Origin of the sequence: Microcoleus sp. Aus8_D2, from assembly GCF_036702665.1 — a bacterium.
Lineage (GTDB): Bacteria > Cyanobacteriota > Cyanobacteriia > Cyanobacteriales > Microcoleaceae > Microcoleus.
Genome location: NZ_JAUBUN010000035.1, coordinates 2,880 through 26,895 on the forward strand (window position 1 = coordinate 2,880; position 24,016 = coordinate 26,895).

Below are 24,016 nucleotides of genomic sequence, written 5' to 3' on the forward strand. Positions count from 1 at the left end.
CTTACTACGAACCTTAAGAGAGGACTGAAGTCCTTACTACGAACCTTAAGAGAGGACTGAAGTCCTTACTACGAACCTTAAGAGAGGACTGAAGTCCTTACTACGAACCAAAAAATGATTAATCGTCTACTCCTGCAATCGGTGCAAAACCTTGCCGCTGAATATTTTCGGTGATGGTGCGAGGTTCGAGGAATTGTAGCAAATAATCCGGGCCACCAGCTTTAGAACCAACTCCCGAAAGTTTGAATCCTCCGAAGGGTTGGCGGGATACCACAGCGCCGGTGGTTCCGCGATTGATGTACAGATTTCCGACTTCAAAATCGGCCACAGCGCGATCGATATGCGAAGGCGTGCGAGAATACAATCCGCCAGTTAAGGCAAAATTTGTACCGTTAGCAATGTTAATCGCTTCATTGAAATTATGAGCCCGAATCACCGACAAAACCGGGCCGAAAATTTCTTCTTGGGCGAGAGTTGCACTCGGCGCTACTTCCGTCACAATGACTGGGCCGACGAAATAACCGGTTTCCGGCGCAGCCATTTCTAAGGCTATCTTAGCTTCGGCGCGACCTGTTTCGATGTATTCCCGGATGCGCGACTGCGCCGAAGCATCGATGACAGGGCCGACTTGAGTGCCGGGATTTTCGGCTGGGCCGACATTGAGCGATCGCGTGGCTTCTACCAATCTTTCCACAAAAGTATCGTACACCGACTCGACCACAATCACTCGCGAACAAGCGGAACATTTTTGGCCGCTGTATCCAAAGGCGGAATAAACTACGCCTGCAACTGCTTGGTCTAAATCCGCACTTTCATCGACAATAATGCCATTCTTGCCGCCCATTTCCGCGATGACTCGTTTCAGGTGTTTTTGTCCCGGCCGCAAAATCGCAGCATCAGCATAAATCTGACAGCCAACTTCCTGGGAACCGGTGAAGGTAATCATGTGAACATCGGGATGTTTCACCATGTAAGCGCCGACGGTTGAACCTTTGCAAGGTACGTATTGAAATACGCCTTTGGGAATTCCAGCTTCTAACAAAATTTCGGCTATTTTGGCTGCAATTACTGTGGAAAATTCCGCAGGTTTGAGCAAAGTACAGTTACCTGCAACTAACGATGCTACTGTCATCCCGACGGGAATTGCTAGAGGGAAATTCCAAGGAGAAATAATCAGAGAAATGCCGCGTGGCTGATAAGTATAGCGGTTAGTTTCTCCGGGAATGTCGTAATTTTGCCCTTGTTCCAACCGTTCCATTTCGTCGGCGTAGTACCGACAGAAATCAATAGCTTCGGAAACTTCTGCATCGCATTCTCTGACGGGTTTGCCGACTTCAAACACCATCCAAGCTGATAGTTCGTGGCGCCGTTGTTCCATCAATTCTGCTGCTTTGCGGAGGACTCCGGCGCGCTGGCGAACGGGGGTTTTCCGCCAACTGGTGGAGGCTGCTTTTGCTGCTTCCAGGGCTTGTTTGGCTTGCGATTCGGACATTAATCCGATTTTGCCGACTACTTCTGCGGGATTGGAAGGGTTGAGGGAATTAACTGTGGTTTCGGTGTTTTGGTACTCGCCATCGATGAGTGGTAAGTAGGTTTGACCTAGGCTAGCCCGCACTAATTTGATACCTGCTTCTGCTTGTTGCCGCAATTTGGTATTGGCGTAGTCGGTATCGGCGACGTTGGGGAATACTTTGCTGTAAACTAGCTGGTCATTGCCATTGGCGACTGGGGCGGCTAATAATTGTTCGATCGGCATTTCTTCGGAACTTTGCCGGATAAACGAACTGTTGGCGGTATTTTCCAGCAAGCGGCGGATCAAATAAGCCATACCTGGGAGCAAATCGCCGTAGGGACAGTATACTCGGACGCGATAACCGCGATCGACCAAAAGCTTGGCCAGTTTGTCGCCCATGCCGTAGAGCACTTGCATTTCAAAGCGGCGGCGCGGTATATTGAGAGTTTCGGCAATTGCGATCGCCCTAGCTTGCGATCGCACGTTGTGACTGGCAATGGCAGCATACAAATATTCGTGATTTTCCAGCAACAACTGAGTCATTGCTTCAAAATTTGCATCCGTAGCAGCTTTGTCATTATAGACAGGCTGCGGCCAATCTTTCTGCATCGCCTTGATAGTTTCCTGATCCCAGTAAGCGCCTTTCACCAGCCGCACTGTCAGCGGAGTGCCTCGTTTTTTCGCCCAAGCAATAATGTCTTGCAAATCTTGCTTGCTATCGCGCAAATATGCCTGCATGGTAATTCCGACATCCGTGCGGCTGCGGAACTCTTCCTCTAATAATAAGTCTTTGAGAATGCTCAGAGTTAAACTCTTGTAGGCGTACTGTTCCATGTCGAAGTGAACGGCGGCGCCCAATTCCTTAGCGCGCCGCAATAACAGACGAATTCTCTCGCTAACTTTCTCCTCGCTACCTTTAGCATCCAGCGGATCGAACTGAGAATAAAAAGCCGTTAACTTCACAGATACTTGCACGCGCGGCAGAGTTTCCCCGTCAGCCTTATCAATAGCATCTACCTGCGACCAATTCTTAGCTGCATTCGCCAGTTCCGCCATCAATTCCAAATAGCGGTTCAGATAAACTTCCGCCTCAGTTTCCGTAATCACAGCTTCCCCCAAAAGGTCAACTGTAAAACCCATTTTATCTTTGCGAAGCCGCTCTAAGGTTTTAATTACCTGCTTGATATTTTCCCCAGAAATATACTTGTGCGCCAAAGTTTCTACAGCAGGCGCAACCGTCGTCGCAGCCAATTGGCCGGGGACAGAATCAGCGTTAGCAAAGCTGAGCAATTTTTTCAAAGCTTCCGGCAATTCTACCTCTTCCACAGTCAGGTATTCTTGCAAGTGGCGGGCAATTTCCGGCTTGCTGCGGAGGGCGGGCAAACAGTCAATAAATCGAAACAATTGCACCCGCAATCCGGGGCTGGCCATTGCCCAATCCATCAGTTTGTCGTCCCAGCGCATTTGGTCTTGCAATTGACCGAAAAACGATCGCTTTTTGTCTTGAGTTGCCTTAAGGATTTCTTTAGCAATTTCCTGAGTCTTTGCTTCGTAGATGCTTGGAGATACTTGTGCGACCATTGGTAATTAGTAATTGGTAATTGGTAATTGGCAACCAGGGCGGGTCGATCTATTGTGCAACTACCCCCTGATACAATTATACTTGCTATTTGACTTCAATTTTCACTCCGTAGTTTGCTTGGCTATCGCCCGAAATTTCAATAGTATAATCGCCGCTGCTGGGTAGTTGACCTTGCCACTGACCTGTGCTATCAACAGTACCGACTTTTTCACCGTTAGGAGCAATAATATCTGCACTAACTTGACCTTCTTGAACGTTTACTGTCATGCTTTGGCCGCTATTGCATTCTAGCAAGTAGCGCTTGGATTTGTTGGCTCGCAAACTATTTCTCAGAGTAACTCCCGTAGCACCGGCTTGAAAGTTAACTCGCTCAGTTACAGGGGTTTCTACCGCAGGGGGAGAAGCAGCAGGCGAAGCCAACGGCGAGGGTGAAGCAAGTTGCCCAACGGCAGACAGAGATGGTATTTTAGTCGGAGCGGGCGACGGAGGGATGGTGGCGGGCAGTGTCTGCTGGGGTGCTGGGGGAACTCCGGGCCGGCGGTTGGCGCGCGCTACTGGGACAGGCGGAGGGCTTTCGGGGAGGGGTACGTCCGAGTGCAGTTTGATTTGAATGTTTGCTCTTTCTTGATACATTTTCCACCCTAGGAAAGCGCCGAGACTGAGCACGGAACCGACTAACATTCCGCTGAGAAAAACTGCCAAAATTTGCCAAACTCGAGGTTGTTTCGGCTCGGGATTGGCTGTGTAAGTTGTGGGATGCGAATAACCGACTATTTGACTGGTTTCCGGCGCATTGTCGGCGGGGATTGGGACTCTTTCGGCTTCGTCCATTGCCGTTGAAATATCTTCTGGCGCAAGTATAGCGGGAGTTTCTGCGGTTTCGGAAGTGGCTGTTAAAGCAGCTTCAATCTGGGGATGTTCTGTAGGAGTTTCTGCTGGTTCGGAAGTTGAATCTGCACTGGTAATTGCAGTGTTCGCGAACTCATCGCTGTCAGTTGAAATTGTTTCCGGTTGCTGAATCAAAATTTGATTTTTTTCCTGTTCGTCGTTCATGGGGCTAAATTTATTGTACAAATAGCGCTTTTAGACATTTTACGCGATCGGGACTTGTGCATTAAGGCCAAAGAAACCGGGTTTTTTACCTAATCTCTGCATTACAACGAAGGATTTTCGTCCATCAACCCGGTTTCTGACCACCCGTGCGTAAGTCCTAGCGGTAGGGTGCGTCGCTCATATATTGTCATAAATTACCGGGACGATCGCAGCGACGCACCCTACTTTCTACTTTCACTCGCGGTAGGGTGCGTCGCTCATATATTGTCGTAAATTACCGGGACGATCGCAGCGACGCACCCTACTTTCACTGAAATCAAAACTTTCTGATGGGAAAAATGTAGATGTAAATTTATCATTGGGTGGGGGCGGGTTTTTGAGATTGTTGGTTTTTGGTTGAGATTTTTGGCTCACGGGCCCCTACAAGATACTCAATTATTAGGCAAAGATTGCCAAAAAGGAATAGGTTCAGGCTTCCTCACAGTATTCGTCGCCGACTGCACGTTTCCTTTCAATTCTTGATAATACCTATCATCCAGAAAACTCACGCTAACGCCAGCAGTCAGCAGCAATTGGCGCAATCTTTCTTGAGTGTAATCTAGACCGTCAATCATTGCCCCGCGCGGATTAGAGACTAACAACTTGCCGTTAACTGGCACCGAATTTACCATATTCGGCCACCAAGCATAACCGCTGTAGCCAAACATAGCTGGAACTTGAATGATTTGGTCGTCTGCGAGGGAAAACTCTCTTTTCAACTTCTCTAAAAGCGGATTAAGTTTCTGCTTTTGCAGATTGAGATTGTGTTGAATTAAAGCTGGATTTTTCAAAGCGGCGCTGACTGTGGTTTCAGTGCTCAAACCGCGATTGATAGTAACATCGCCGTAACCTTTTCCCGCCAATTCTTCCAACAGTCTAACTCCCGCTTCTGGACTGGCGATCGCCATTATATATTTTCCGGGAGTTTGACTGGGAATAAAATTGATAATTTCATCGACTTGGCGAGTCAAAAGCCAAGAAGTATCAATATCCACCGCCGGGCCTTGAATTCTTTGAGCTTGAATAAAATCAAGTACCTCTGGATTAAAACTAACATTCCCGGAATTCCCGTAATAAACTCGACCCATTGGATGTCCGGGAATCGGCGGAGTTACCTGCAAATTTCCGTAACCATCAGACCACTGATTCACCGGGTCGAAAGAGCGAGGTTTGCCAATTTTAAATACTCTCAAATCCCGCTCTTGACTTGATTTAGCCGGCTGGTTCTTCTCTGACTCGTGATTGCTTTTAATGGCGACATTAACTTGACGCAGCTCTGATTTTTCGGGAATTTGAACGTAGCCGTTTTTCTGAATGTCTTGCATCCAAGCATTATCTCCCTGGATGATTCTTACTTGAGCGCCCGTGGGTTCTACTGCTTGTTTTAGTTGGGAGATAAATTCGCTGTTTGCCGAACCTCTGTCGCTGACCTGAACTTCTGTTACAGGTGCGGTATTGGCAGGCACGATCCAAGGACTAACGCCCATTTGGATTGTGGTGGCGGCGATTTGTTGACCGTTATTTTCGGCAGTTGCTTTGAGATTAACAGTGCCGTTCCAGTTGCGATCGGCAAATTGTTTTGCTTCGACACCTAATACAATATTTGTACTGAAAATTAGGGGTTTAGCGCCGGATATATCTACAGGTTGCCAGCCGTCGGCAGTTTTCTGAAAAACACTGACATGAGGGCTACCAATGCTATCAGCGGTGATGAATAATTGAGAATCTTTGAAGTTTTCCGACAGGATTAAGTTAACTTGAGAAAGCATTGCTGCGCGGCGGGGGACGCTAACTTGGGTTTCTTGCCAAGTTGGTATTTTGCTGCGGCGATCGCTCTTTTGCTCGTTAAACAGAATTAGCGCGCCACTAGACAATGACCATTGATCCTTTCCGGCTTCATCTAGCTGATTAATTTTGCCATCTCTATTAGTATCTCCCGCAAAGAAGAAGTTGGTCTGCAACGTGCCGGGGGTTTCTGGCGCGGGAGTGGCTGTTGCGGTTGATTCGGGAGTTGGTTGAGGAGTTGGTTGTTGATTGAGTTCTAATTGTTCTCTTTGTTGTTTTTTTAGGGCGAGTTCTTGCTTTTCTAATTCTTGTCGGGTGAGTTCTTTTAGTGCTAATTCTTGCCTTTCTAGTTCTTTGCGGGCGAGTTCTTGTTTTTCTTGTTCTTTGCGGACTAATTCTTGCCTTGCAAATTCTTGTTTTTCTAGTTCTCTGCGGGCGAGTTCTTTTTTCTCTTGTTCTTTTCTCTCAATTTCGCGGCGAGCAAATTCTATTTTATCTTGCTCTTTTCTGGCAATTTCTCTTACCTGTTCTTCCTCGGCTCTAATTTTCTGTGTAGAACGTGCTACTTGCCATTCGTAGGTAGCGAGAGTGAGGTTTCCTTGATATTCGATGGTTTTGTCGATCGCCCGCTCAGCCAAAAAAGAACCGTGGGGAATGAGTCGGAGGTTATTGATAGCCAATTGCCAAAAGCGTTGCGACTGTTCCCAAGTAGCAGGATCGGCTTTAGAAGTGCGTCCAATTACGACGGCTTGGGTGGCTAATCTAGCAGCTTCGTCCCAGTTATTTTTGGCTTGTTTTTCTATTTCAATCTGATTTTGAAGGTTTTGGAGTTGCTGCGCGAGAGTTTGGGATTGCTGGCGGGGGCTTTCTGGTTTCCAATATTCAGGGGAAAACAGGCTGCTGTCGGGAGTTTGGGCAAGTTTATCTAATTGTACCTTGAGGCGATCGCGCAATTTGTAGAGTTCCGGGAGCGATTGCGGAGTGTCGCCGTCGGGCTGTCGGGGGGAGAGTGCGAGTTGGTAGTTTAGGGAAGGTTGAGCGAGTGTTGCGGGGATTGCAACCCAAATTATACCGATGACGACACCGAAAGAATTGACGATCGCGATCGCCACATATCGAACCCAGCGCATATAGTTAATCCTCAGACACCCAGATGATTTTACCTAATCTTGGTGCATTTAGTCAGATTTTAGGATGGGTTTGGGCAAATAGGACTTAGCATGGGGGCCAGAAACCGGGTTTTTCGCGAAAATACTTTGTTACTACCGACAGATTAGGTAAAAAACCCGGTTTCTTTGTCGGAGTCGGTAAGTCGTGTTATGGGATATTCACGCCATGTTTTATGCTGCTTCATTTTCTATGATTGCTGTTTCAATTTCTTCTAGGTAAGCATCAGTATAAGCCCAAGCATTTACTAAGTCAGTCGCAGTTAAATGGGGATAGCACTTGAAAAGTTCAGCATCACTGCATCCGAGACGGCGATACCCGACAAGTACCCAAACTTGTATCCGAGTATTGCCAACACAAGCATCACCGCCGCACACGCCGGGAGTTTTTTTAATACCTAGGGAACCATTGCTTACGGTTTGAAGTAAAAATTCTATCGCTGCTGCTTTATCTGCTGAATTTAAGGATGCTAGCTTGACTTTTAATTCGGTTATTGTCATTATTGACTATCCCCTTTTTACAGATAGAATATCCTAGCTAGATTATAGCACTTTATCCACTTGCTTAACCTTTTCCAGCGTTCGCCATTTTCTACTTATTAAGTTTAACTTACATTCTGCATCCTTAACTGTCACGATGGATTGTGACAGCCCAAAATAATCTAAGTAAAAATACTCAATATTTTAGAGTCTTTTTATTTTCTATCCTCTTTGACAGTTGACGGTAGGGAATGTGGGGGAAAATGTTGATAATTTAGTACCATTTACTATGGCTTGTGATATAATATCATATATGTAGTCAACTCTTCCAAGTAGTTATGAGTTTAACAGCCAAAATAAAAGGTACTAACAAAACATTAGATGCTCAAGATTACAACAAGGAAGAACACAAAAATTTAGTATTAGACAAATTCACGGATACCCCTTGTATTCATGTTTCAGGATATGACAGAAAAACCCAGTATGGCTATACGACAAATGTAAGGTCGCACTTTCGTTCAACTTATACGGGAGAATTTCCTTCACATCTTGAGTTTTCAGATGAGTATTTTAAAAAAGGCGAAAAATACTCACCAGGAGAATCAGAAGAACACCGAGAAGGCAAACGATGGATAGCTGAAAAGGTAGAAAAATTATCTAAAGGTTTTTTATGCAAAGAAATTCTGGAGTTTGAAAAATTACTTAAACTGGAAAACGGAAAATATAGAATCTGCGATGTAGCTTTTAACTTTCCTTGTGGAGAACTTTATGTTTTTGAGTATCAATTATCTGCAATTACTCCAGAAATGTTAGAGTCACGGTCTGAAGATTACCGCAGTTTAGGTGTTACTTTTGACTGGTTGTTCGGGAAAAGTGCTGAGACAAATGATAATATTACTTGGTATTATGACTATTTTGGTAAATATCCATACATTTTAAATTTTGAAAGAAGCATACAAGACTCGGAGGCTACATAAATAATGGAAATTTCTTTAAAAAATCATTTCTTAAATTTCGGTAATTTAGAAGTCCAAGCTACTCGTGACGACACCACATTAAAGGTGGTTCAAGAACCGCTCTTAAATTTCGGTAATTTAGAAATCCAAGCTACTCGTGACGACACAACATTAGAAGTGGTTAAAAAACCACTTTGGATTGAAAAATCTCTTGATTGGTGCGTTCCATTTTTAGAAAATTATATTGTATATAAATCTAATTCTTTAGAAGCCAGTGACCTACTTTTTAACGACTTTGCTTTTTTGAGGACTCTTTATAAACAAGAAAGGATTCACGGTGTACTTAACTGTCTTGACAGATTGCACAGGAATTATTATTATACATTTTGCAAACAGGATAAAAAAAAGAATGGCCTGTACGCTCCTTCGGAAGTTAACTTATGTTTTTCTTGTACTGTTTATCAATTAATACAAGATAAATGGGTTAAGGTATGGGATTTTTTTGAGCTAGATAAAGAGCAAACTAAAGCTCTGTTATCACTTGCGTCTGTAGAGGCATTAGAAAAGTATTGCATGAAGCTGATTTACGAATTAACATCTAATTATAATCAAGTAAAAAGAATCGATTTAAAATTCTGTCTAACACATACAGGGAATGTGACTTATTTTGAAGATTTTCAACCTTTAGATCGTGATGTCTTTTATCTTGATATCCAAAACTTAGTTTTAAATTTGTTTCAAATATGGAGGCGTTTAAATTATCAACAGATATTGAGAGGACTTAAAATCTCCGATAAACCGCAAGGTGTTTGTAGTGAGATTCAATCCTTGGAAAAAGCCGGAATAATTAATAGGATTGCTGGGTCTAAAATTAAGGATGGTTGTTGGGAATTGGGAGAACTTAGTAACATAGACAATCTCCCTATGTACAAGCAAGAACGGGTGCAAATCTTAGACCAAAACAGAATCAGAGCAACTAAGCTTAGAGCGATGGAGCTTACCGCGAAGTAGAAAATGAGTAGATACAGGATAGGGATTCAGCCTGCTAGCTGTATACTCTATTCTCCGCAGAGTTCCTCTTCTTGACTAAACTCAGCTAATTCTCTCAAAATCTCGCGGCGTTTAACAGTGCGCTGCTTTTTATATGCGATTAAATCTGCTAAACAAATCCGCCGTTCAGACCCTACTTTTACATACTTAATCGCCCCTTCTGTTAACAGTTTTATCAAAAATGGTTGCGATACATTCAGCAAAATAGCCGCTTCTTCAACAGTCATATCTTGCTCGATCGGCACTAAAGACACGGCTCGACCAGCAGCCATTAAATGTGCAGCTTGACGCAGCAATTGATAGAGGGATTCAGGAAGTGCGATCGCCTCAGAGCCAATTTGCACAAGTTTTACTTTTAATGTCTCAGAATCACCATTTTCTATCTCATTCTCTCGCAGTTTATCCAACAATTTAATAACTTCTGTTTCTTCCTCTGTCGGAAAAACCGGATCTAGGAGGATTCTTTGTCGGTTCATGGGTATGCTTCATGAATTGGTTTAATGCTACTATGATAGCAACTCCAGCTTGTCAGCGATCGCCATTTATGACAATGCAACCCAAAAAATCATAAAATCATGCAATTAGAAGATTACTTTGACTTTTTAACACCCGAAGATATCCGCATCAAAGGAACCCGCGTAGGTATCGAACACGTTCTCTACGAATACATCCACTGCGGCCAAACTCCCGAATCCATAGCTCAAAAATTTCGTATTCTGACTGTGGCTCAAATTTATGCCACAATTTTGTACTACTTGGAAAATCAAGAAATTGTAGGTAAATATGTAGGAGATTGGTTAGAATACTGCCTCAAAGCTGAAGCTGAATACGATCGCAACCCATCTCCTTTTGTTTTAAAAATGCGTCAAATTAAGGAGCAAAAAAACACATCTAAACAATTGGATCGAGTTCATTAATGACTGTCAAATACCTATTAGACGAAAATATAGACCCTGAATATCGCGTGCAGCTTTTGTATCATCAATCCGATATCGTCATTCACTCGCAATGACAAAAAAAGTGTTAACCCAAGCGTATTAGAATATTGATTAGGACTTACGCACGAGTGGCCAGAAACCGGGTTTTTTACGAAAATTATCTGCCATAGTCCATAAATTAGGCAAAAAACCCGGTTTCTTCGATCTTGGCGAGTGGCCAGAAACCGAGTTTTTTACGAAAATTATCCGCCGTAGTCCATAAATTAGGCAAAAAACCCGGTTTCTTCGATCTTGGCGAGTGGCCAGAAACCGGGTTTTTTACGAAAATTATCCGCCGTATTTCATAAATTAGGCAAAAAACCCGGTTTCTTCGATGATCTTGGTGTGTAAGTCCTGTTGATATCAAAATCTAAACAAAAACCCGGTTTATTTGATAAACCGGGTTTTATCATCTGCGTTAATCCGCGTTAATGTGCGTAAAAACTATTACAACTGCTTCACCTCAGCCACCAATTTCGCAACCACATCCTTAGCGCTACCAAACAACATCATCGTCTTATCCTTGTAAAACAACTCGTTGTCAACACCAGAAAAACCAGCATTCATCCCGCGCTTAATTACGATCGTATGTTTGGCCTTATCAACCTCCAAAATCGGCATCCCGTAAATCGGGCTCGCCGTATCGTGGCGCGCCGCCGGATTCACCACATCATTCGCGCCGATTACCAAAGCAACATCGGTTTCGTCAAATTGCGGGTTGATATCGTCCATATCGTACAACTGCGGGTAAGGCACGTTTGCTTCCGCCAGCAACACATTCATGTGCCCCGGCATCCGCCCAGCTACCGGGTGAATCGCGTATTTCACGTCAACACCCATTTTTTCCAAACCGTCGGCTAACTCGCGTACCGAATGCTGGGCTTGCGCTACAGCCATTCCGTAACCGGGAATAATTACTACCGATCGCGCATAGCCTAACATCATCGCACTTTCTTCGAGATTGATGCTGCGTACCGTTTTGTCGATCGCGCCACCAGCAGCAGCCCCAGCAGCCGCACCACCGCCACCGCCTCCAAACGCGCCAAACAACACGTTAGAGATCGATCGATTCATCGCCTTGCACATGATCTGCGTCAAAATGATTCCCGACGCGCCCACAAGTGCACCAGCAATGATTAGCATATTGTTCATTAAAATGAACCCAGCTACACTCGCCGCAATCCCCGAATAAGAGTTAAGCAGCGACACTACCACGGGCATATCACCGCCACCAATCGGTAGCACAAACATGATGCCCAGGATATTAGAAATCGCCACCAAACCGAGGAATACCGGCACATCTTCCGGGTGAAACACCATATAACCGCTACCGGCTAAAAGTGCGATCGCCAGCATGGCATTAAACGGTTGTTGCAGCGGAAACGAAATCGGAGCACCGGGTAGCAATTCTTGCAATTTTGCAAACGCTACAAGGCTACCAGTAAAGGTAATTCCGCCGATTAAAACGCCCAAAAGAATTGTAATTGTCGCGTCGGGAGTTGGCGATTCCGGGATGCTGAGATAGCGCCAGAATTCGCCTACAGCCACGAGTGCAGAAGCAGCACCACCGAAACCGTTAAGCAAACCTACCATCTGCGGCATATCCGTCATGGCGACGGTTTTCGCCATAATTGTTCCTAAAATGGAACCGATGATAATTCCGACAGCAATCAACTCGTAACTGATAACTTGCTTTTCGAGCAAAGTACCGACGATCGCAATTAACATCCCGATCGCAGCTAACACGTTTCCTTGACGCGCAGTCGCCGGGGAACCCAATTGTTTCAAACCGACGATAAATAAAGATGCGGCCACTAGATAGCCTAGCTGAATGCCACTGGGCAGAAAATCGCTCACGCTTTAACCTCTTTTTTCTTGAACATTTGCAGCATTCGATCGGTTACTAAGAAACCGGCGACAACGTTAATTGTGGCCAGGGCGATCGCGATCGTCCCCAAAATCGAAGTAACAGTGACATTGCCTTGGCCGGAAATCAGAATTGCCCCTAAAACCGCAATTCCCGAAATCGCATTCGATCCCGACATCAAAGGTGTGTGTAACGTCGGCGGGACTTTATTGATTACTTCAAATCCCACAAACGACGCTAGAGTAAACACCACTAAACCTGCAATCAATCCTTCTGCCATAACAATTGGTAATTGGTAATTGGTAATTTGTCAGTAGTCAGTAGTCATTTGTCAGTAGTCATTTGTCAGTAGTCATTTGTCAGTAGTCATTTATCATTGGTCATTAGTTATCAACTGTCAAAGCTTTACCGTTTGCCAACCAGTCCATTGGTGTCAACAACCATGTCAAACGCATTCATAGACTGCTGTTTACTGCCGAGACTCGATCCCCCCTAGCCCCCCTTAAGAAGGGGGGAACCGGAAGTAATCAAAGTCCCCCTTCTTAAGGGGGATTTAGGGGGATCAGGCCTTGGCTACAAATGAGATTCATCAATGGTTTTAGATTTAAGTTGACACTCATGAAAACAGCCCTTTTCCTACTAATGACTGATGACTGCTGACTACTGACCACTGACTGCTGACTAATGACTGCTGACTGCGGCAGCACTCAAAGCATCGCGAACTCGCTGGTTGCTAATCTCGCCATCGCGGGCCACACAAGAACCAGCAATGATATCATCTTCAAAATTTAAATTGAGTTCCTTATCTTTTAGCATCAACTGAAGCAAAGCCGAGACATTCTTCGAGTAAGTTTCGCTAGCGTGTACTGGCATCGAGGAGGGCAAATTAATCGGCCCGATGACATTAACGCCGTTCCATTCAACATCTTTCCCCGCTTCAGAACACTCGCAATTGCCGCCTTGTTCCGCCGCGAGGTCAACAATTACCGATCCGGGTTTCATTTGAGAAACCATTTCGCGGGTAACTAAAATAGGTGCTTTTTTGCCGGGAACTTGAGCGGTGGTAATCACTGCATCGGAAGCGCTGACGTGTTGGGTGAGCACTTGGCGGGTGTATTCTTTGGCTGCTTCTGATAACTCTTTTGCGTAACCACCGGCGGCGACTGTTTCTTCTTTGAGTTCGACATCAACGAATTTAGCGCCTAAGCTTTGCACTTGTTCTTTGGTTTCCGGGCGGATGTCGAAGGCTTCGACGACTGCGCCCAAACGGCGCGCTGTCGCGATCGCCTGTAAGCCCGCAACGCCCACGCCCATCACCAATATTTTCGCGGGGCGAATTGTACCCGCCGCCGTTGTCAGCATCGGAAAATATTTCGGTAATGCACAGGCTGCAATCAGTACGGCTTTGTAGCCGGCGACGTTAGCTTGGGATGACAGCGCATCCATGCTTTGAGCGCGGCTGGTGCGCGGAATCATTTCCATGCTGAATGCGGTAACATGGCGATCGGCCAACCGCTGTACCAAAGCCGGATTTCCCAAAGGATTCAAAAATCCGATGAAAACTCCTCCTTCGCGAAGTTGGTGAACTTCTGATTCTTTGAGATCCCCGATTTTGACGACGACATCGGCTTCGCCCCACAGCGTAGCGGTATCGGCGATAACACGAGCTCCGGCTTCTTCGTAAGCAAGATCCGAGAAAAAGGATTTTGCACCCGCACCCGCCTCAACCCAAACTTCGACGCCTTGTTTGACTAATCGGGCTACAGCGTCGGGTACTAAGGCTACCCGGCGTTCCCCTGCTTCGACTTCTTTGGCGATCGCTAATTTCATGAACTCTCCTTTACTCTAAACATAGACAGGGCGGTTGAAACCGCATCTGCACAGACTCTCACCTGACGGGAGCAGGTTGAAATTCAAATTTCTCAGTCCAGAGGCGGACATCGTTTGTGTAGGCGCGATTTCAATCGCTGGCTGGCTTGGACAGTCCGCCTCCGCGGACATCGTTTGTGTAGGCGCGATTTCAATCGCTGGCTGTTGGGCTTTACATTTAAGCACCCGTTGCCCTAAACTTCTCACGTTGATACTAAAGCCGATCCCCAAAATTACACTCGCTTCTTTAACTTGTCTTATAGATTCAAATTCACTAAACTGTTAACCTTGCAGCCCAGGGTGATATGATAGAAAGCTGCCTAATTCCGTAGTTTGAATGTCTGTTGTCAGTATTATTACGCAAAAAAAAAATGAGCGAGCGCGGGCGTTCCGGCTGAGAGAATTATTGAGACATTCGGTATATTGTAGGCACGATCGCAAATTTCGGGCGATCGATATTTAAGCTTTACCAGCAGTTTGATTAGAGGAGTGATTATGAAACGATTATTTTCAGCACTAGCAGTTACAGGTTGCTTGCTGACAGGCTTACCGGCCATCAGTTTAGCCCAGTCGATGCCCGGATTCACGATTTTCGGCGGCCCCGAACGCGCTAACCAATTAAACTATCGCTTGGATTACGGCAAAGCCGGAATGGCTGGCGACAGATACCGGCTGCGAATTCCTTCCAAAAAAGTAAGTTTGGCGATCGCCCAACTCAACATTACTTATCCAGACTATTACAAAGGCGAATTCGACCAAAAAGATATTAAAGTGCGCGTCAAAGACAAAACAATAGCATTGCAAGAAGTAATCTGGGACAAAGAAAATCGATTCATAGAAATTTATCCCGCAGAGCCAATTCCTGCCGGTAACAACGTTGAGGTAGTGCTCTCCAATGTCAGAAACCCAAGTCCGGGCGGAATGTACCATTTCAACGTCCGCATCCGGACTCCTGGGGACGTTCCATTGATGCGTTATTTAGGGACTTGGCTGTTAAGCATTGATTGAGGTGCCCGGAAGCAATTTTTAGTTAGTCGAGCGACACAAAAATTCAAAGGTTCGTAGTGCGGACTTCAGTCCGCTCACTTGCTGCGGACTTAAGTCCGCACTACGAACTGTTTTTGTTATGTTAATCGATCGCACACGATATTGCGCGCTCCTTTGCCAGAAACCGGGTTTTCACTCAAAAATACTCGCTTGTAGCCCCCAGACACCCAAAAAAGCCAGTTTCTTTGAAGAAAGTGCATCAACCCTGAATACTCAAATCCTGATTCTCGGAAATCGTAAAATCGAACCAGAGGCTCATACCGCAATTGTATTTGATTCGTAAAATAAGTCTATGGTAATTCCCCGATGACTGCCCCTAGCTAATTAGGTGTATGCCCTTGGGCGCTACCATACAAAATATTAACGAAACTGATACATGAATCTTGTAGCAAAAATCAAAAACATAAAACTTCCTCCAGCACTGCGATCGAAAAATTATCGCCTGTTTGTTGCAGGACAAGGCATCTCGCTGATTGGCAATTGGATGACGCAAGTCGCTACTATTTGGCTGGTTTATCATTTGAGCGATTCACCTTGGATGCTCGGCGTAGTGGGATTTACCAGTCAAATCCCCACATTAATTTTACTGCCTTTTGCAGGAGTTTTAATCGATCGCTGGAACCGTCACCGAGTGATAATTGCCACTCAAATATTAGCGATGGTTCAATCCTTAGCCCTAGCATTTTTAGCGCTAACAGGAGCCGTGAACATTTGGCAGATCCTGGTACTGAGTTTCTTTCAAGGGGCAGTTAATGCGTTTGACGCGCCCGCACGGCAAGCTTTTGTGCCGGAGCTCGTGGAAAAGAAAGAAGATTTACCAAATGCGATCGCCCTCAACGCTTCGATGTTCAACGGAGCCCGACTGATCGGCCCAGCAATTGCCGGATTGGTAATAGGTACAGTCGGCCCGAGTTATTGCTTTCTCATGGACGGACTCAGCTACATCGCTGTAATTGCAGGCTTATTAGCCATGCAGCTCAAACCCCGTAAAATTGCAGTTACTAATACCAAACCATTACAAAGATTAAAAGAAGGATTCGTTTATGCCTTCGGGTTTCCCCCGATTCGAGCAATTTTAATGCTGTTAGCATTAGTCAGCTTCGCCGGAATGTCGCACACAGTTTTAGTCCCGATTTTTGCCACAAAAATTCTGAACGGAGGCCCACAAACACTCGGCTTTTTGATGGCAGCTTCCGGAGTCGGAGCATTTGCAGGCGCGATTTATTTGATTGGACGCAAAAGTGTCGTCGGCATCGGTCAATTAATTGCTATTTCACCGGCCATTATGGGATTTGGACTTATAGGTTTTGGTTTGTCCCGCGTCTTGTGGTTGTCTTTAATCATGATGTTGTTCGTTGGGTTAGGTTTCATTTTGCTATTTGTAGGAGGAAACACATTTTTGCAAACAATAGTTGAAGACGACAAACGCGGAAGAGTGATGAGCCTCTACACGATGGCATTTTTTGGGGTGAGTCCTTTTGGGAATTTAGTAGCAGGCGGATTGGCCAATTATATCGGCGCTCCCAATACAGTCATAGTTGGTGGTATAATTTGTATCTTAGGAGCGGCAGTTTTCACCAAACAGCTTCCAGCCTTAAAAAACTTAGTCCGACCACTTTATCAAAAAATAGGTTTAATCCCGCAGTAGCGATCGAGTACCGAAACACAAACAGCAAAATCAAACAAGATTGCCAAACCTAAAAAATAATATTTGGTAGCAATCTAGTTTAATTTATAAACCTCAGTGTACTCTTTCTCTGTGTTCTCTGCGCCCTCTGCGGTGAAAACATCCAAATTAATTACACCAGAGGTTAAACAATGGCAAATACCAGTGCAATTCCCCAACAGCAGAGCGACGATCGCGTTCCCTTAAAAACCTGGATCGGCGTCATGGGAACAATCCTCGGCGCTTTCATGGCAGTTTTAGACATCCAAATTACCAACGCATCTCTCAAAGACATCCAAGCAGCTTTAGGCGCAACCTTAGAAGAAGGTTCTTGGATTTCCACCGCCTATCTAGTCGCAGAAATAGTCGTAATTCCGATTACAGGCTGGCTGTCGCAGGTGTTCTCAGTCCGCCGCTACATTTTGGTAAATGCCGCTTTCTTTATATTCTTTTCCATGTGCTGCGCTTGGGCGTGGAATTTGAATTCAATGATTGTATTTAGGGCTTTGCAGGGATTGAGTGGCGGGATTTTAATCCCGATGGCTTTTACGTTTTTGCTGACAAATTTGCCGCCCAAAAAGCAGCCGATTGGCATGGCAATGTTTGCACTGACAGCTACTTTTGCACCATCCATCGGCCCGACATTGGGAGGTTGGCTGACGGAGAATTACGGCTGGCAATATGTCTTTTATTTGAACTTGGTTCCGGGGCTGATGCTGCTAGCTGCTGTGTGGTACGCTGTCGCTCCGGCACCGATGCGACTAGAATTGCTGAAAGGGGGCGACTGGTGGGGAATTATCTCAATGGCGATCGGCTTGGGTTCCCTGCAAGTTGTATTAGAAGAAGGCAGCCGCAAAGACTGGTTTAGTTCTGATTTTATTGTACGTTTAAGCATAGTTGCTGCGATATTTATCGGTGCTTTTTTCTGGATAGAACTAACTCGGAAAAAACCGTTTATCAACCTGCGATTGCTAACTCGCCGCAATTTCGGCTTAGCAACTATTGTGAATGTTTCGTTAGGTGTAGGATTGTACGGTTCGGTGTTCATTCTACCACTGTATTTAGGTCAGATCCAGCAGTACAATGCCATGCAAATTGGCGAGGTGATTATGTGGGCTGGCGTACCGCAGTTATTCATCGTGCCGGTGGTACCAAAACTCATGCAGCGGATTGATATGCGGCTGCTGATCGGCATAGGTGTAAGTTTGTTTGCGGTAAGCTGTTTTATGAATGCTAGCATGACTCACGAGACAGGTATCGATCAGTTGCGTTGGTCGCAATTAGTGCGAGCATTAGGACAACCTTTAATTATGGTGCCGCTATCAACTATTGCCACTGCTGGGATGGAGAAACACGAGGCTGGTTCTGCTTCGGGTTTGTTTAATATGATGCGAAATATGGGAGGTTCGATGGGGATTGCGGCCCTAGCAACTTTGGTGACGCAGCGCGAGCAATTTCACTCGAATCGATTGGGGGAATCTGTTTCTTTGTACAATCCGGCAACGCAGGAAAGACTTAATCAAATGACTCAGTATTTTGTGAGTCGCGGGGCCGATCTGAGTGTGGCGAAAGAACAGGCAATTAAGGCGATTGATGGTTTGGTTCGTCGGGAAGCTTATGTGATGGCTTTTAATGATTGTTTTTACTTTGTGGGAATTGCTTTGTTGTTAAGCGGAATTGCTATTTTGGGTTTTAAAAAGGTGAAACCTGGTGCTGGTGGTGGGGGAGCTCATTGAGAAGGTACGTTGTTGCGCTTGGGCGCTTTTTTATATAGAAGAAAGCGCTAAAGCGCAACAACGTACCTCAAGAAATGTTTTTTAGTTTATTCACCATTCTTGTTGGGCTTCTGCTTCTGCTTTGATTAAATCTTGCCGCAGTTGCACCCAATCTATTTGATTAGATGGCAAATATTCGATAAGTTTGCCGCGCTGTAAATGCAGAATTCTGGTGCTAAATTGCTCGGATAATTCTAATTGGTGATTGACCATTAAAATTGTGGTTTTGCCGTTAGTTAGCTGTGTCAATACTTCCAAAAGGTTGGCGGCTTTTCCTACATCTAGGGCCGATGTTGGTTCGTCTAAAAGCAAGATTTTTGGTTGCAGAATTATGCCGCGGGCGATCGCCACTAACTGCTTTTGGCCCGTGGAAAGCTGCAATTCCGTGCGATCGAGCAATTCTTGGGGTATGCGCAATTGTGCGATCGCCCCGCTAATTCTCTCAGCAATGTTTGATGCACTCACACCCCGCAGCTTCAAAGGATAAGCCAAAGCTTCCCGCACCGACATCCCCAACAGCTTCGATTCCTGTAGAATCAGGGTGATTTGTCGCCGAAGTTCGATCGCCGGAATTTGCCGGTAATCCGTATTTTCGAGATAAATCGAGCCGCTGGTGGGGCTGCTGAGTCGGTTTAACAACCGCAACAGCGTAGTTTTCCCAGCCCCCGAAGGGCCCACAATTGCCACGCGAGATCCCTTTTGTACCTGAAACGAGATATTCTCCAATAAGTAGCTGGAGGCGATCGGCGTTTTCACACTTACACGATCAACTCGCAATTGAGCAGTTGTATCTGTATTATTTTCTGAATAATTAGGCATTGAATTAATTTAAAATATCGTATGAGTATTGGTCTGTTGTAGGGGCGGGTTTAGCCAAGAATTTATGAAACAATCGACTATATCAAGGCAAAACCCGCCCTCTCTGTATTGGTATATTGTAGGGGCGGGTTTAGCGCAAAAACTTGTACAATCACGAACAATCTCCAGGCAAAACCCGCCCCCGCCCAACGATCAGAATTTATGAAACAATCGACTGTATCAAGGCAAAACCCGCCATCTATTCAAGAATCCGTTACCGAACTTCTTTGTCAAACCTTCACAGCTTTATCCAAAGGAAAACCCAGATGTTCGCGCTGTTCCAAATAAAGCTGAGCAACACGCCGCGCCAAGTTGCGAATCTTAGTAATATAGCGAGTTCTTTCCGTTACCGAAATCACACCTCTAGCATCGAGCAAATTAAAAGTATGAGAACATTTTAGTACATAATCAAGACTCGGCAAAACCAAACCTTTTTGTGTCAATTGTTCCGCTTCTTGCTCGTACAATCCAAACAAAGTAAACAACAATTCAGGATTAGAAGCTTCAAAGTTATAAGTACACTGTTCTATTTCCCCTTGCAGGTGAACGTCACCATAAGTTACGCCATCTTTCCACTGAATTTTTGTCATCGCATCAACTTCTTGGAGATACATCGCGAGCCGTTCTAGCCCGTAGGTAATCTCAATCGAAACGGGGCGACAATCAATGCTGCCGCACTGTTGAAAATAGGTAAATTGGGTAATTTCCATGCCATCGAGCCAGACTTCCCAACCGACGCCCCAAGCTCCTAATGTGGGCGATTCCCAGTTATCTTCTACGAAGCGAATGTCGTGGTCTTCGGGGCGAATTCCTAATGCTCTCAGGGAGTCTAAATAAACTTCTTGAATGTTGGGAGGAGAGGGTTTAATCAGAACTTGATATTGATAGTAATGTTGGAAGCGGTTAGGATTTTCGCCGTAGCGTCCGTCAGTAGGGCGGCGACAGGGTTCGACGTAGGCGACAGACCAAGGTTCAGGCCCAATTGCTCTGAGAAAGGTGTGGGGATTCATGGTTCCTGCACCTTTTTCTGTGTCGTAGGATTGGGCGATCAGGCAGCCTCGATCGCTCCAGAATTGATTCAAAGTTGCAATGACTGATTGAAAGTTCACTGGTTTCAATATCGCTAAGATGTATCTTAACTTATTTAACCATAAAAAAGGCAGGGTTTATCTAAATAAACCCTGCCGAAATCATGTGTGGTGTGAAAAATTAGGAAGTTTGGATCTAGTTCTCGTTTAGTCTGCGGGAGTGAGGGAAACTAACAGAGTGATTTTGTCAACACCGATCACATACACAGTGTCTCCGGGTGTGAGGGTGATTTGGCGATCGCACCGTGCGGGCCACCAGCTACCTTGGAAGCGGACGCGACCTGTTTGATTCGGGTAAATCGATTCATCGACGACTGCTTCTTCGTTGAAATAGACAAAATTGGTGTTGATATAGTTGTCCATTAACATATTGTTGTCTGTGCTGTAGGTGTGAACAGAAAAAATAGAACCTAAAGCTTTTGCTAAGTTGAACATTTCCCTGACTCCTGTTGTGTTAATAATATATATGGAAGTTTAATCGCCTGTGTATGCTATTTGAAAGGTCGCATTTCCTGGTTGTTGATGCTCTGATTTAATCGGCGGGAGTGAGCGAAACTAACAGAGTGATGCTGTCAACGCCGATGACATAAACAGTATCTCCGGGTGTGAGAGTGATTTGGCGATCGCACCGTGCGGGCCACCAGCTACCTTGGAAGCGGACGCGACCTGTTTGATTGGGGTAAATCGATTCATCGACAACTGCTTCTTCGTTGAAGTAGTTAAAATTGGTGTTGACGTAATTTTTGAGTAACATATTGTTGGCTGTGGAGTATGCTGGAGTGGAGAAGATAGAGCCGAAAGCTTTTACTACGTTGAACATGATATTGACTCCTGTTTTGTTACAATATATGGAACTTTAATCGCCTGTTTGTGCTATTTAAAAGGTTGCATTTCCTGGTTGTTGAAGCTCTGATTTAGTCTTAGTCTGCGGGAATGAGGGAAACTAACAGAGTGATGCTGTCAACGCCGATGACATAAACGGTGTCTCCGGGTGTGAGAGTCATTTGGCGATCGCACCGTGCGGGCCACCAGCTACCTTGGAAGCGGACGCGACCTGTTTGATTCGGGTAAATCGATTCATCGACGACTGCTTCTTCGTTGAAATAGTTAAAATTGGTGTTGACGTAGTTGTCGATTAACATATTCTTGGCTGTGGAGTATGCTGGAGTGGAGAAGATAGAACCGAAAGCTTTTACTACGTTGAACATAATATTTACTCCTGTTGTGTTACAATAAATGGATGTGTAATTGTCTGTTTCTGCTAGTTGAGAGGCTGCATTTACTCGGTTGAGATTGATTGCTTGCCCTGATATTTCATTGTTCTTGTCTTTCCTCGTTTTATCCGGATTGAAGCCAAAGAATTTTTGAAACTTCGGAGGGATTTGAGACGCGGTTGCGGGGAGTCTAAATCGAGTAATTCCGAGGTATTGAATTAACGATTTAGTGGTTGAGTGGTTGGTGGGATTTTCCTCCAGGGTAGATGTGGTTATCTACACTCGCGCTTGGCTGATTCCGCATTACTGCTGTGGTGAAGATGTTTTATTTTTGGGCTTGATTTTTTGACTGGGTTGTGACTCGTTTGCTTTACACTTACTAATTTGCCAGCAGTCGAATGTGTTTGGTGCGATCGCCCTGACACTTTTATCGTCTGGTACTGGCACAGGACACTTGCGATCCATAAAACAACGATTAATCAAGGGTTGCAGCCTATGTGTCTGGCTGGTATCTGTGCCAGTTGAGCAATGTGGACTACCGCCGACTGTGAATCCTGAGTTTACGCAAAGTCGATCGGCCAATCCGGAACATCCATACATATCCCATCCGCGGCTCATAGGTTCGATCGTGCGGACTTCAGTCCGTCGCAGTCAAAGGTTCGTAGTGCGGACTTCAGTCCGTCGCAGTCAAAGGTTCGTAGTGCGGACTTCAGTCCGTTGAGATCGGATGAAGACTGAAATCAGCCCCGGAAGCCTAATCTGTATATGTAGAGTGCACAGTAAGTACGGACAGCGAATCCTATAAGTAGCGTACAAAACCACTTTTTAGCCTGAGCCCTGTAATTGCAATTATTCAACAGGTCGAACTTCAAATCAATTCATAAACTCAGCAACTTAAACTCATAAAAGTCATAACGATCGAGAACCTGCTCGATACTGCATAATTGTTACAGGAACTCTAAATAAATTTTTAGCTAATTGAGACAAACCGAACTTGAATTTCAGGGACTGCGGCAAATCTTGCACAGAAACTTCCACAAACCCAAAGCGAGTATAAAATGATGCGAGTCGCTTCCCCAAACATTCTAAGTATAGGGGTTCTGTAGCTTGTTCAATGAGATATTTTGTGAGGTAGCTTCCCAAACCGCGATCGCGCCAATCCTGCGCCACCACCAAACTACCCAACTCCTGCGCGCCCGTAAACTTCCGCAACTGTCCGCAAGCCGCCAATTTCCCCTCACAGTCGATCGCCCAAAATTGCTCCCAGCGCAACTGAGTCGGATCGAGTTTCGCACTCCAAACTAACCGTCTAATTGATTTGATGTCTTGAGCTGAGGCTTCGCGGATTGTACATTCTGACGGTAACGAACAATTAATTTCAATCATTTAGTTATAGCTGGAAACTACAGCAGCAATTCGTTTGATAATGCGAAAAACTTCGTAAAGTTCATTGCCGGGGTTCTGAATATCAAATAGCTTAGACAAAGCATACTGGGATGTATCTTGTTTGGTCACTTTGATGAATCGGAAACTACTGCCATTACTCAGAAGCCCAAATGATGGTCTTTCTGAATTTGGGTCATTCAGCATATAAAATAGCAATTGGGGAAGTCCCGCATCAAGAGAATATTGAGCTCGCTTGGCTTCGATCGCCACAACCCAAAAAGATTCAATTAAAAGCAGAATATCAATACTTCCTCTGACAAGTATACCTTCATCCAGCGTCAGAAGTTCCACCGATTTTTCCGACTCTATGTGAAAGGGAGTCAGGAAGAAATCTGCTAAAAATAGCAACGGAGCCAGTACCACCATTTTTACGGTATCTTCTATCATAGGGTACTCGACACTGTTAATATACCCAGACTTTACTTTGTCTAGATATCGCTTTTCTTCATCAGTAATTTCTGGTAAATTGTCAATCCACTCGCGGAAAAATTGCTCATCTTCAGCAAATTGGAAATTAAATTTTGTTTTGACATCGCGCAGTGTCAGTGCTTTGGCTTGAATGCTTTGTGTCATAATTTTCAGCAG

21 protein-coding genes are annotated in these 24,016 nt (G+C 45.1%); 6 read left to right on the forward strand and 15 right to left on the reverse strand.

Going from position 1 to position 24,016, the window contains the following annotated elements:
- Nucleotides 1–118: 118 nt before the first annotated feature.
- The 4 genes from pruA to QUB64_RS23520 all read right to left on the reverse strand — a co-directional run bounded on the left by pruA (nucleotide 119) and on the right by QUB64_RS23520 (nucleotide 7,639).
- Nucleotides 119–3,094 (reverse strand): L-glutamate gamma-semialdehyde dehydrogenase, encoded by a 2,976-nt coding sequence (gene pruA, locus QUB64_RS23505; protein WP_333266486.1) that lies wholly within the window; start codon nucleotides 3,092–3,094, stop codon nucleotides 119–121.
- An 85-nt stretch (nucleotides 3,095–3,179) separates the two neighbouring features.
- Nucleotides 3,180–4,148: a hypothetical protein gene (locus tag QUB64_RS23510; RefSeq protein ID WP_333266488.1), complete on the reverse strand. Its 969-nt coding sequence runs from the start codon at nucleotides 4,146–4,148 to the stop codon at nucleotides 3,180–3,182.
- Nucleotides 4,149–4,579: 431 nt separating this feature from the next.
- Nucleotides 4,580–7,102, reverse strand: coding sequence for a protein-arginine deiminase family protein (locus QUB64_RS23515; protein WP_333266490.1), 2,523 nt, complete (start codon nucleotides 7,100–7,102; stop codon nucleotides 4,580–4,582).
- Between the two features lie 210 nt (nucleotides 7,103–7,312).
- Nucleotides 7,313–7,639, reverse strand: a complete 327-nt coding sequence (locus tag QUB64_RS23520; protein WP_333266493.1) for a DUF433 domain-containing protein — start codon at nucleotides 7,637–7,639, stop codon at nucleotides 7,313–7,315.
- 317 nt (nucleotides 7,640–7,956) lie between these two features.
- Here QUB64_RS23520 and QUB64_RS23525 point away from each other — a divergent pair, with 317 nt between their 5' ends.
- Entirely contained in the window at nucleotides 7,957–8,595 is a 639-nt protein-coding gene (locus QUB64_RS23525; protein WP_333266495.1) for a competence protein CoiA family protein, read from the forward strand.
- Between the two features lie 3 nt (nucleotides 8,596–8,598).
- Nucleotides 8,599–9,585 (forward strand): hypothetical protein, encoded by a 987-nt coding sequence (locus QUB64_RS23530; protein ID WP_333266497.1) that lies wholly within the window; start codon nucleotides 8,599–8,601, stop codon nucleotides 9,583–9,585.
- Between the two features lie 47 nt (nucleotides 9,586–9,632).
- On the opposite strand, the gene QUB64_RS23535 is transcribed toward QUB64_RS23530, so the two are convergent.
- Nucleotides 9,633–10,100 (reverse strand): excisionase family DNA-binding protein, encoded by a 468-nt coding sequence (locus QUB64_RS23535; RefSeq protein WP_333266499.1) that lies wholly within the window; start codon nucleotides 10,098–10,100, stop codon nucleotides 9,633–9,635.
- Between the two features lie 99 nt (nucleotides 10,101–10,199).
- Between QUB64_RS23535 and QUB64_RS23540 the strand changes: the two genes are divergently transcribed.
- Nucleotides 10,200–10,541 carry a DUF433 domain-containing protein gene (locus QUB64_RS23540; RefSeq protein ID WP_333266501.1) on the forward strand — a complete coding sequence of 114 codons (342 nt, stop codon included), beginning with the start codon at nucleotides 10,200–10,202 and terminating at the stop codon, nucleotides 10,539–10,541.
- A gap of 507 nt (nucleotides 10,542–11,048) precedes the next feature.
- On the opposite strand, the gene QUB64_RS23545 is transcribed toward QUB64_RS23540, so the two are convergent.
- From QUB64_RS23545 to QUB64_RS23555, 3 genes are all read right to left on the reverse strand, one after another.
- Nucleotides 11,049–12,458 carry an NAD(P)(+) transhydrogenase (Re/Si-specific) subunit beta gene (locus tag QUB64_RS23545; protein WP_333266503.1) on the reverse strand — a complete coding sequence of 470 codons (1,410 nt, stop codon included), beginning with the start codon at nucleotides 12,456–12,458 and terminating at the stop codon, nucleotides 11,049–11,051.
- Nucleotides 12,455–12,748 carry an NAD(P) transhydrogenase subunit alpha gene (locus QUB64_RS23550; RefSeq protein ID WP_106150865.1) on the reverse strand — a complete coding sequence of 98 codons (294 nt, stop codon included), beginning with the start codon at nucleotides 12,746–12,748 and terminating at the stop codon, nucleotides 12,455–12,457. Before QUB64_RS23550 ends, QUB64_RS23545 begins: the two co-directional genes overlap by 4 nt.
- 401 nt (nucleotides 12,749–13,149) lie before the next feature.
- Nucleotides 13,150–14,298 (reverse strand): Re/Si-specific NAD(P)(+) transhydrogenase subunit alpha, encoded by a 1,149-nt coding sequence (locus QUB64_RS23555; protein WP_333266505.1) that lies wholly within the window; start codon nucleotides 14,296–14,298, stop codon nucleotides 13,150–13,152.
- Between the two features lie 534 nt (nucleotides 14,299–14,832).
- Here QUB64_RS23555 and QUB64_RS23560 point away from each other — a divergent pair.
- The 3 genes from QUB64_RS23560 (at nucleotide 14,833) to QUB64_RS23570 (ending at nucleotide 18,786) form a co-directional block, all read left to right on the forward strand.
- A complete protein-coding gene (locus tag QUB64_RS23560; RefSeq protein WP_333266507.1) occupies nucleotides 14,833–15,345 on the forward strand; it encodes a DUF2808 domain-containing protein in 513 nt (170 codons plus the stop codon).
- Between the two features lie 415 nt (nucleotides 15,346–15,760).
- Nucleotides 15,761–17,032 (forward strand): MFS transporter, encoded by a 1,272-nt coding sequence (locus QUB64_RS23565; RefSeq protein WP_333266509.1) that lies wholly within the window; start codon nucleotides 15,761–15,763, stop codon nucleotides 17,030–17,032.
- A gap of 170 nt (nucleotides 17,033–17,202) precedes the next feature.
- Nucleotides 17,203–18,786, forward strand: a complete 1,584-nt coding sequence (locus QUB64_RS23570; RefSeq protein ID WP_333266511.1) for a DHA2 family efflux MFS transporter permease subunit — start codon at nucleotides 17,203–17,205, stop codon at nucleotides 18,784–18,786.
- Between the two features lie 90 nt (nucleotides 18,787–18,876).
- On the opposite strand, the gene QUB64_RS23575 is transcribed toward QUB64_RS23570, so the two are convergent.
- The 7 genes from QUB64_RS23575 to QUB64_RS23605 form a co-directional block, all read right to left on the reverse strand.
- Nucleotides 18,877–19,644 carry an ABC transporter ATP-binding protein gene (locus tag QUB64_RS23575; protein ID WP_333266513.1) on the reverse strand — a complete coding sequence of 256 codons (768 nt, stop codon included), beginning with the start codon at nucleotides 19,642–19,644 and terminating at the stop codon, nucleotides 18,877–18,879.
- A gap of 269 nt (nucleotides 19,645–19,913) precedes the next feature.
- Nucleotides 19,914–20,792 (reverse strand): glycine--tRNA ligase subunit alpha, encoded by an 879-nt coding sequence (gene glyQ / locus QUB64_RS23580; protein ID WP_333266515.1) that lies wholly within the window; start codon nucleotides 20,790–20,792, stop codon nucleotides 19,914–19,916.
- Nucleotides 20,793–20,918: 126 nt separating this feature from the next.
- On the reverse strand, nucleotides 20,919–21,206 hold the full coding sequence (locus QUB64_RS23585) for an NfeD family protein (RefSeq protein WP_333266517.1): 288 nt from the start codon (nucleotides 21,204–21,206) through the stop codon (nucleotides 20,919–20,921).
- A 97-nt stretch (nucleotides 21,207–21,303) separates the two neighbouring features.
- The gene (locus QUB64_RS23590) at nucleotides 21,304–21,591 is read right to left on the reverse strand and encodes an NfeD family protein (protein WP_333266519.1); all 288 of its coding nucleotides are present in this window, start codon (nucleotides 21,589–21,591) and stop codon (nucleotides 21,304–21,306) included.
- Between the two features lie 100 nt (nucleotides 21,592–21,691).
- Nucleotides 21,692–21,979, reverse strand: coding sequence for an NfeD family protein (locus tag QUB64_RS23595; RefSeq protein ID WP_333266521.1), 288 nt, complete (start codon nucleotides 21,977–21,979; stop codon nucleotides 21,692–21,694).
- A gap of 915 nt (nucleotides 21,980–22,894) precedes the next feature.
- Entirely contained in the window at nucleotides 22,895–23,371 is a 477-nt protein-coding gene (locus QUB64_RS23600) for a GNAT family N-acetyltransferase (RefSeq protein ID WP_333266523.1), read from the reverse strand.
- Nucleotides 23,372–24,004 (reverse strand): type I restriction endonuclease, encoded by a 633-nt coding sequence (locus QUB64_RS23605; protein ID WP_333266525.1) that lies wholly within the window; start codon nucleotides 24,002–24,004, stop codon nucleotides 23,372–23,374. It lies immediately after the preceding gene.
- Between the last annotated feature and the right edge of the window lie 12 nt (nucleotides 24,005–24,016).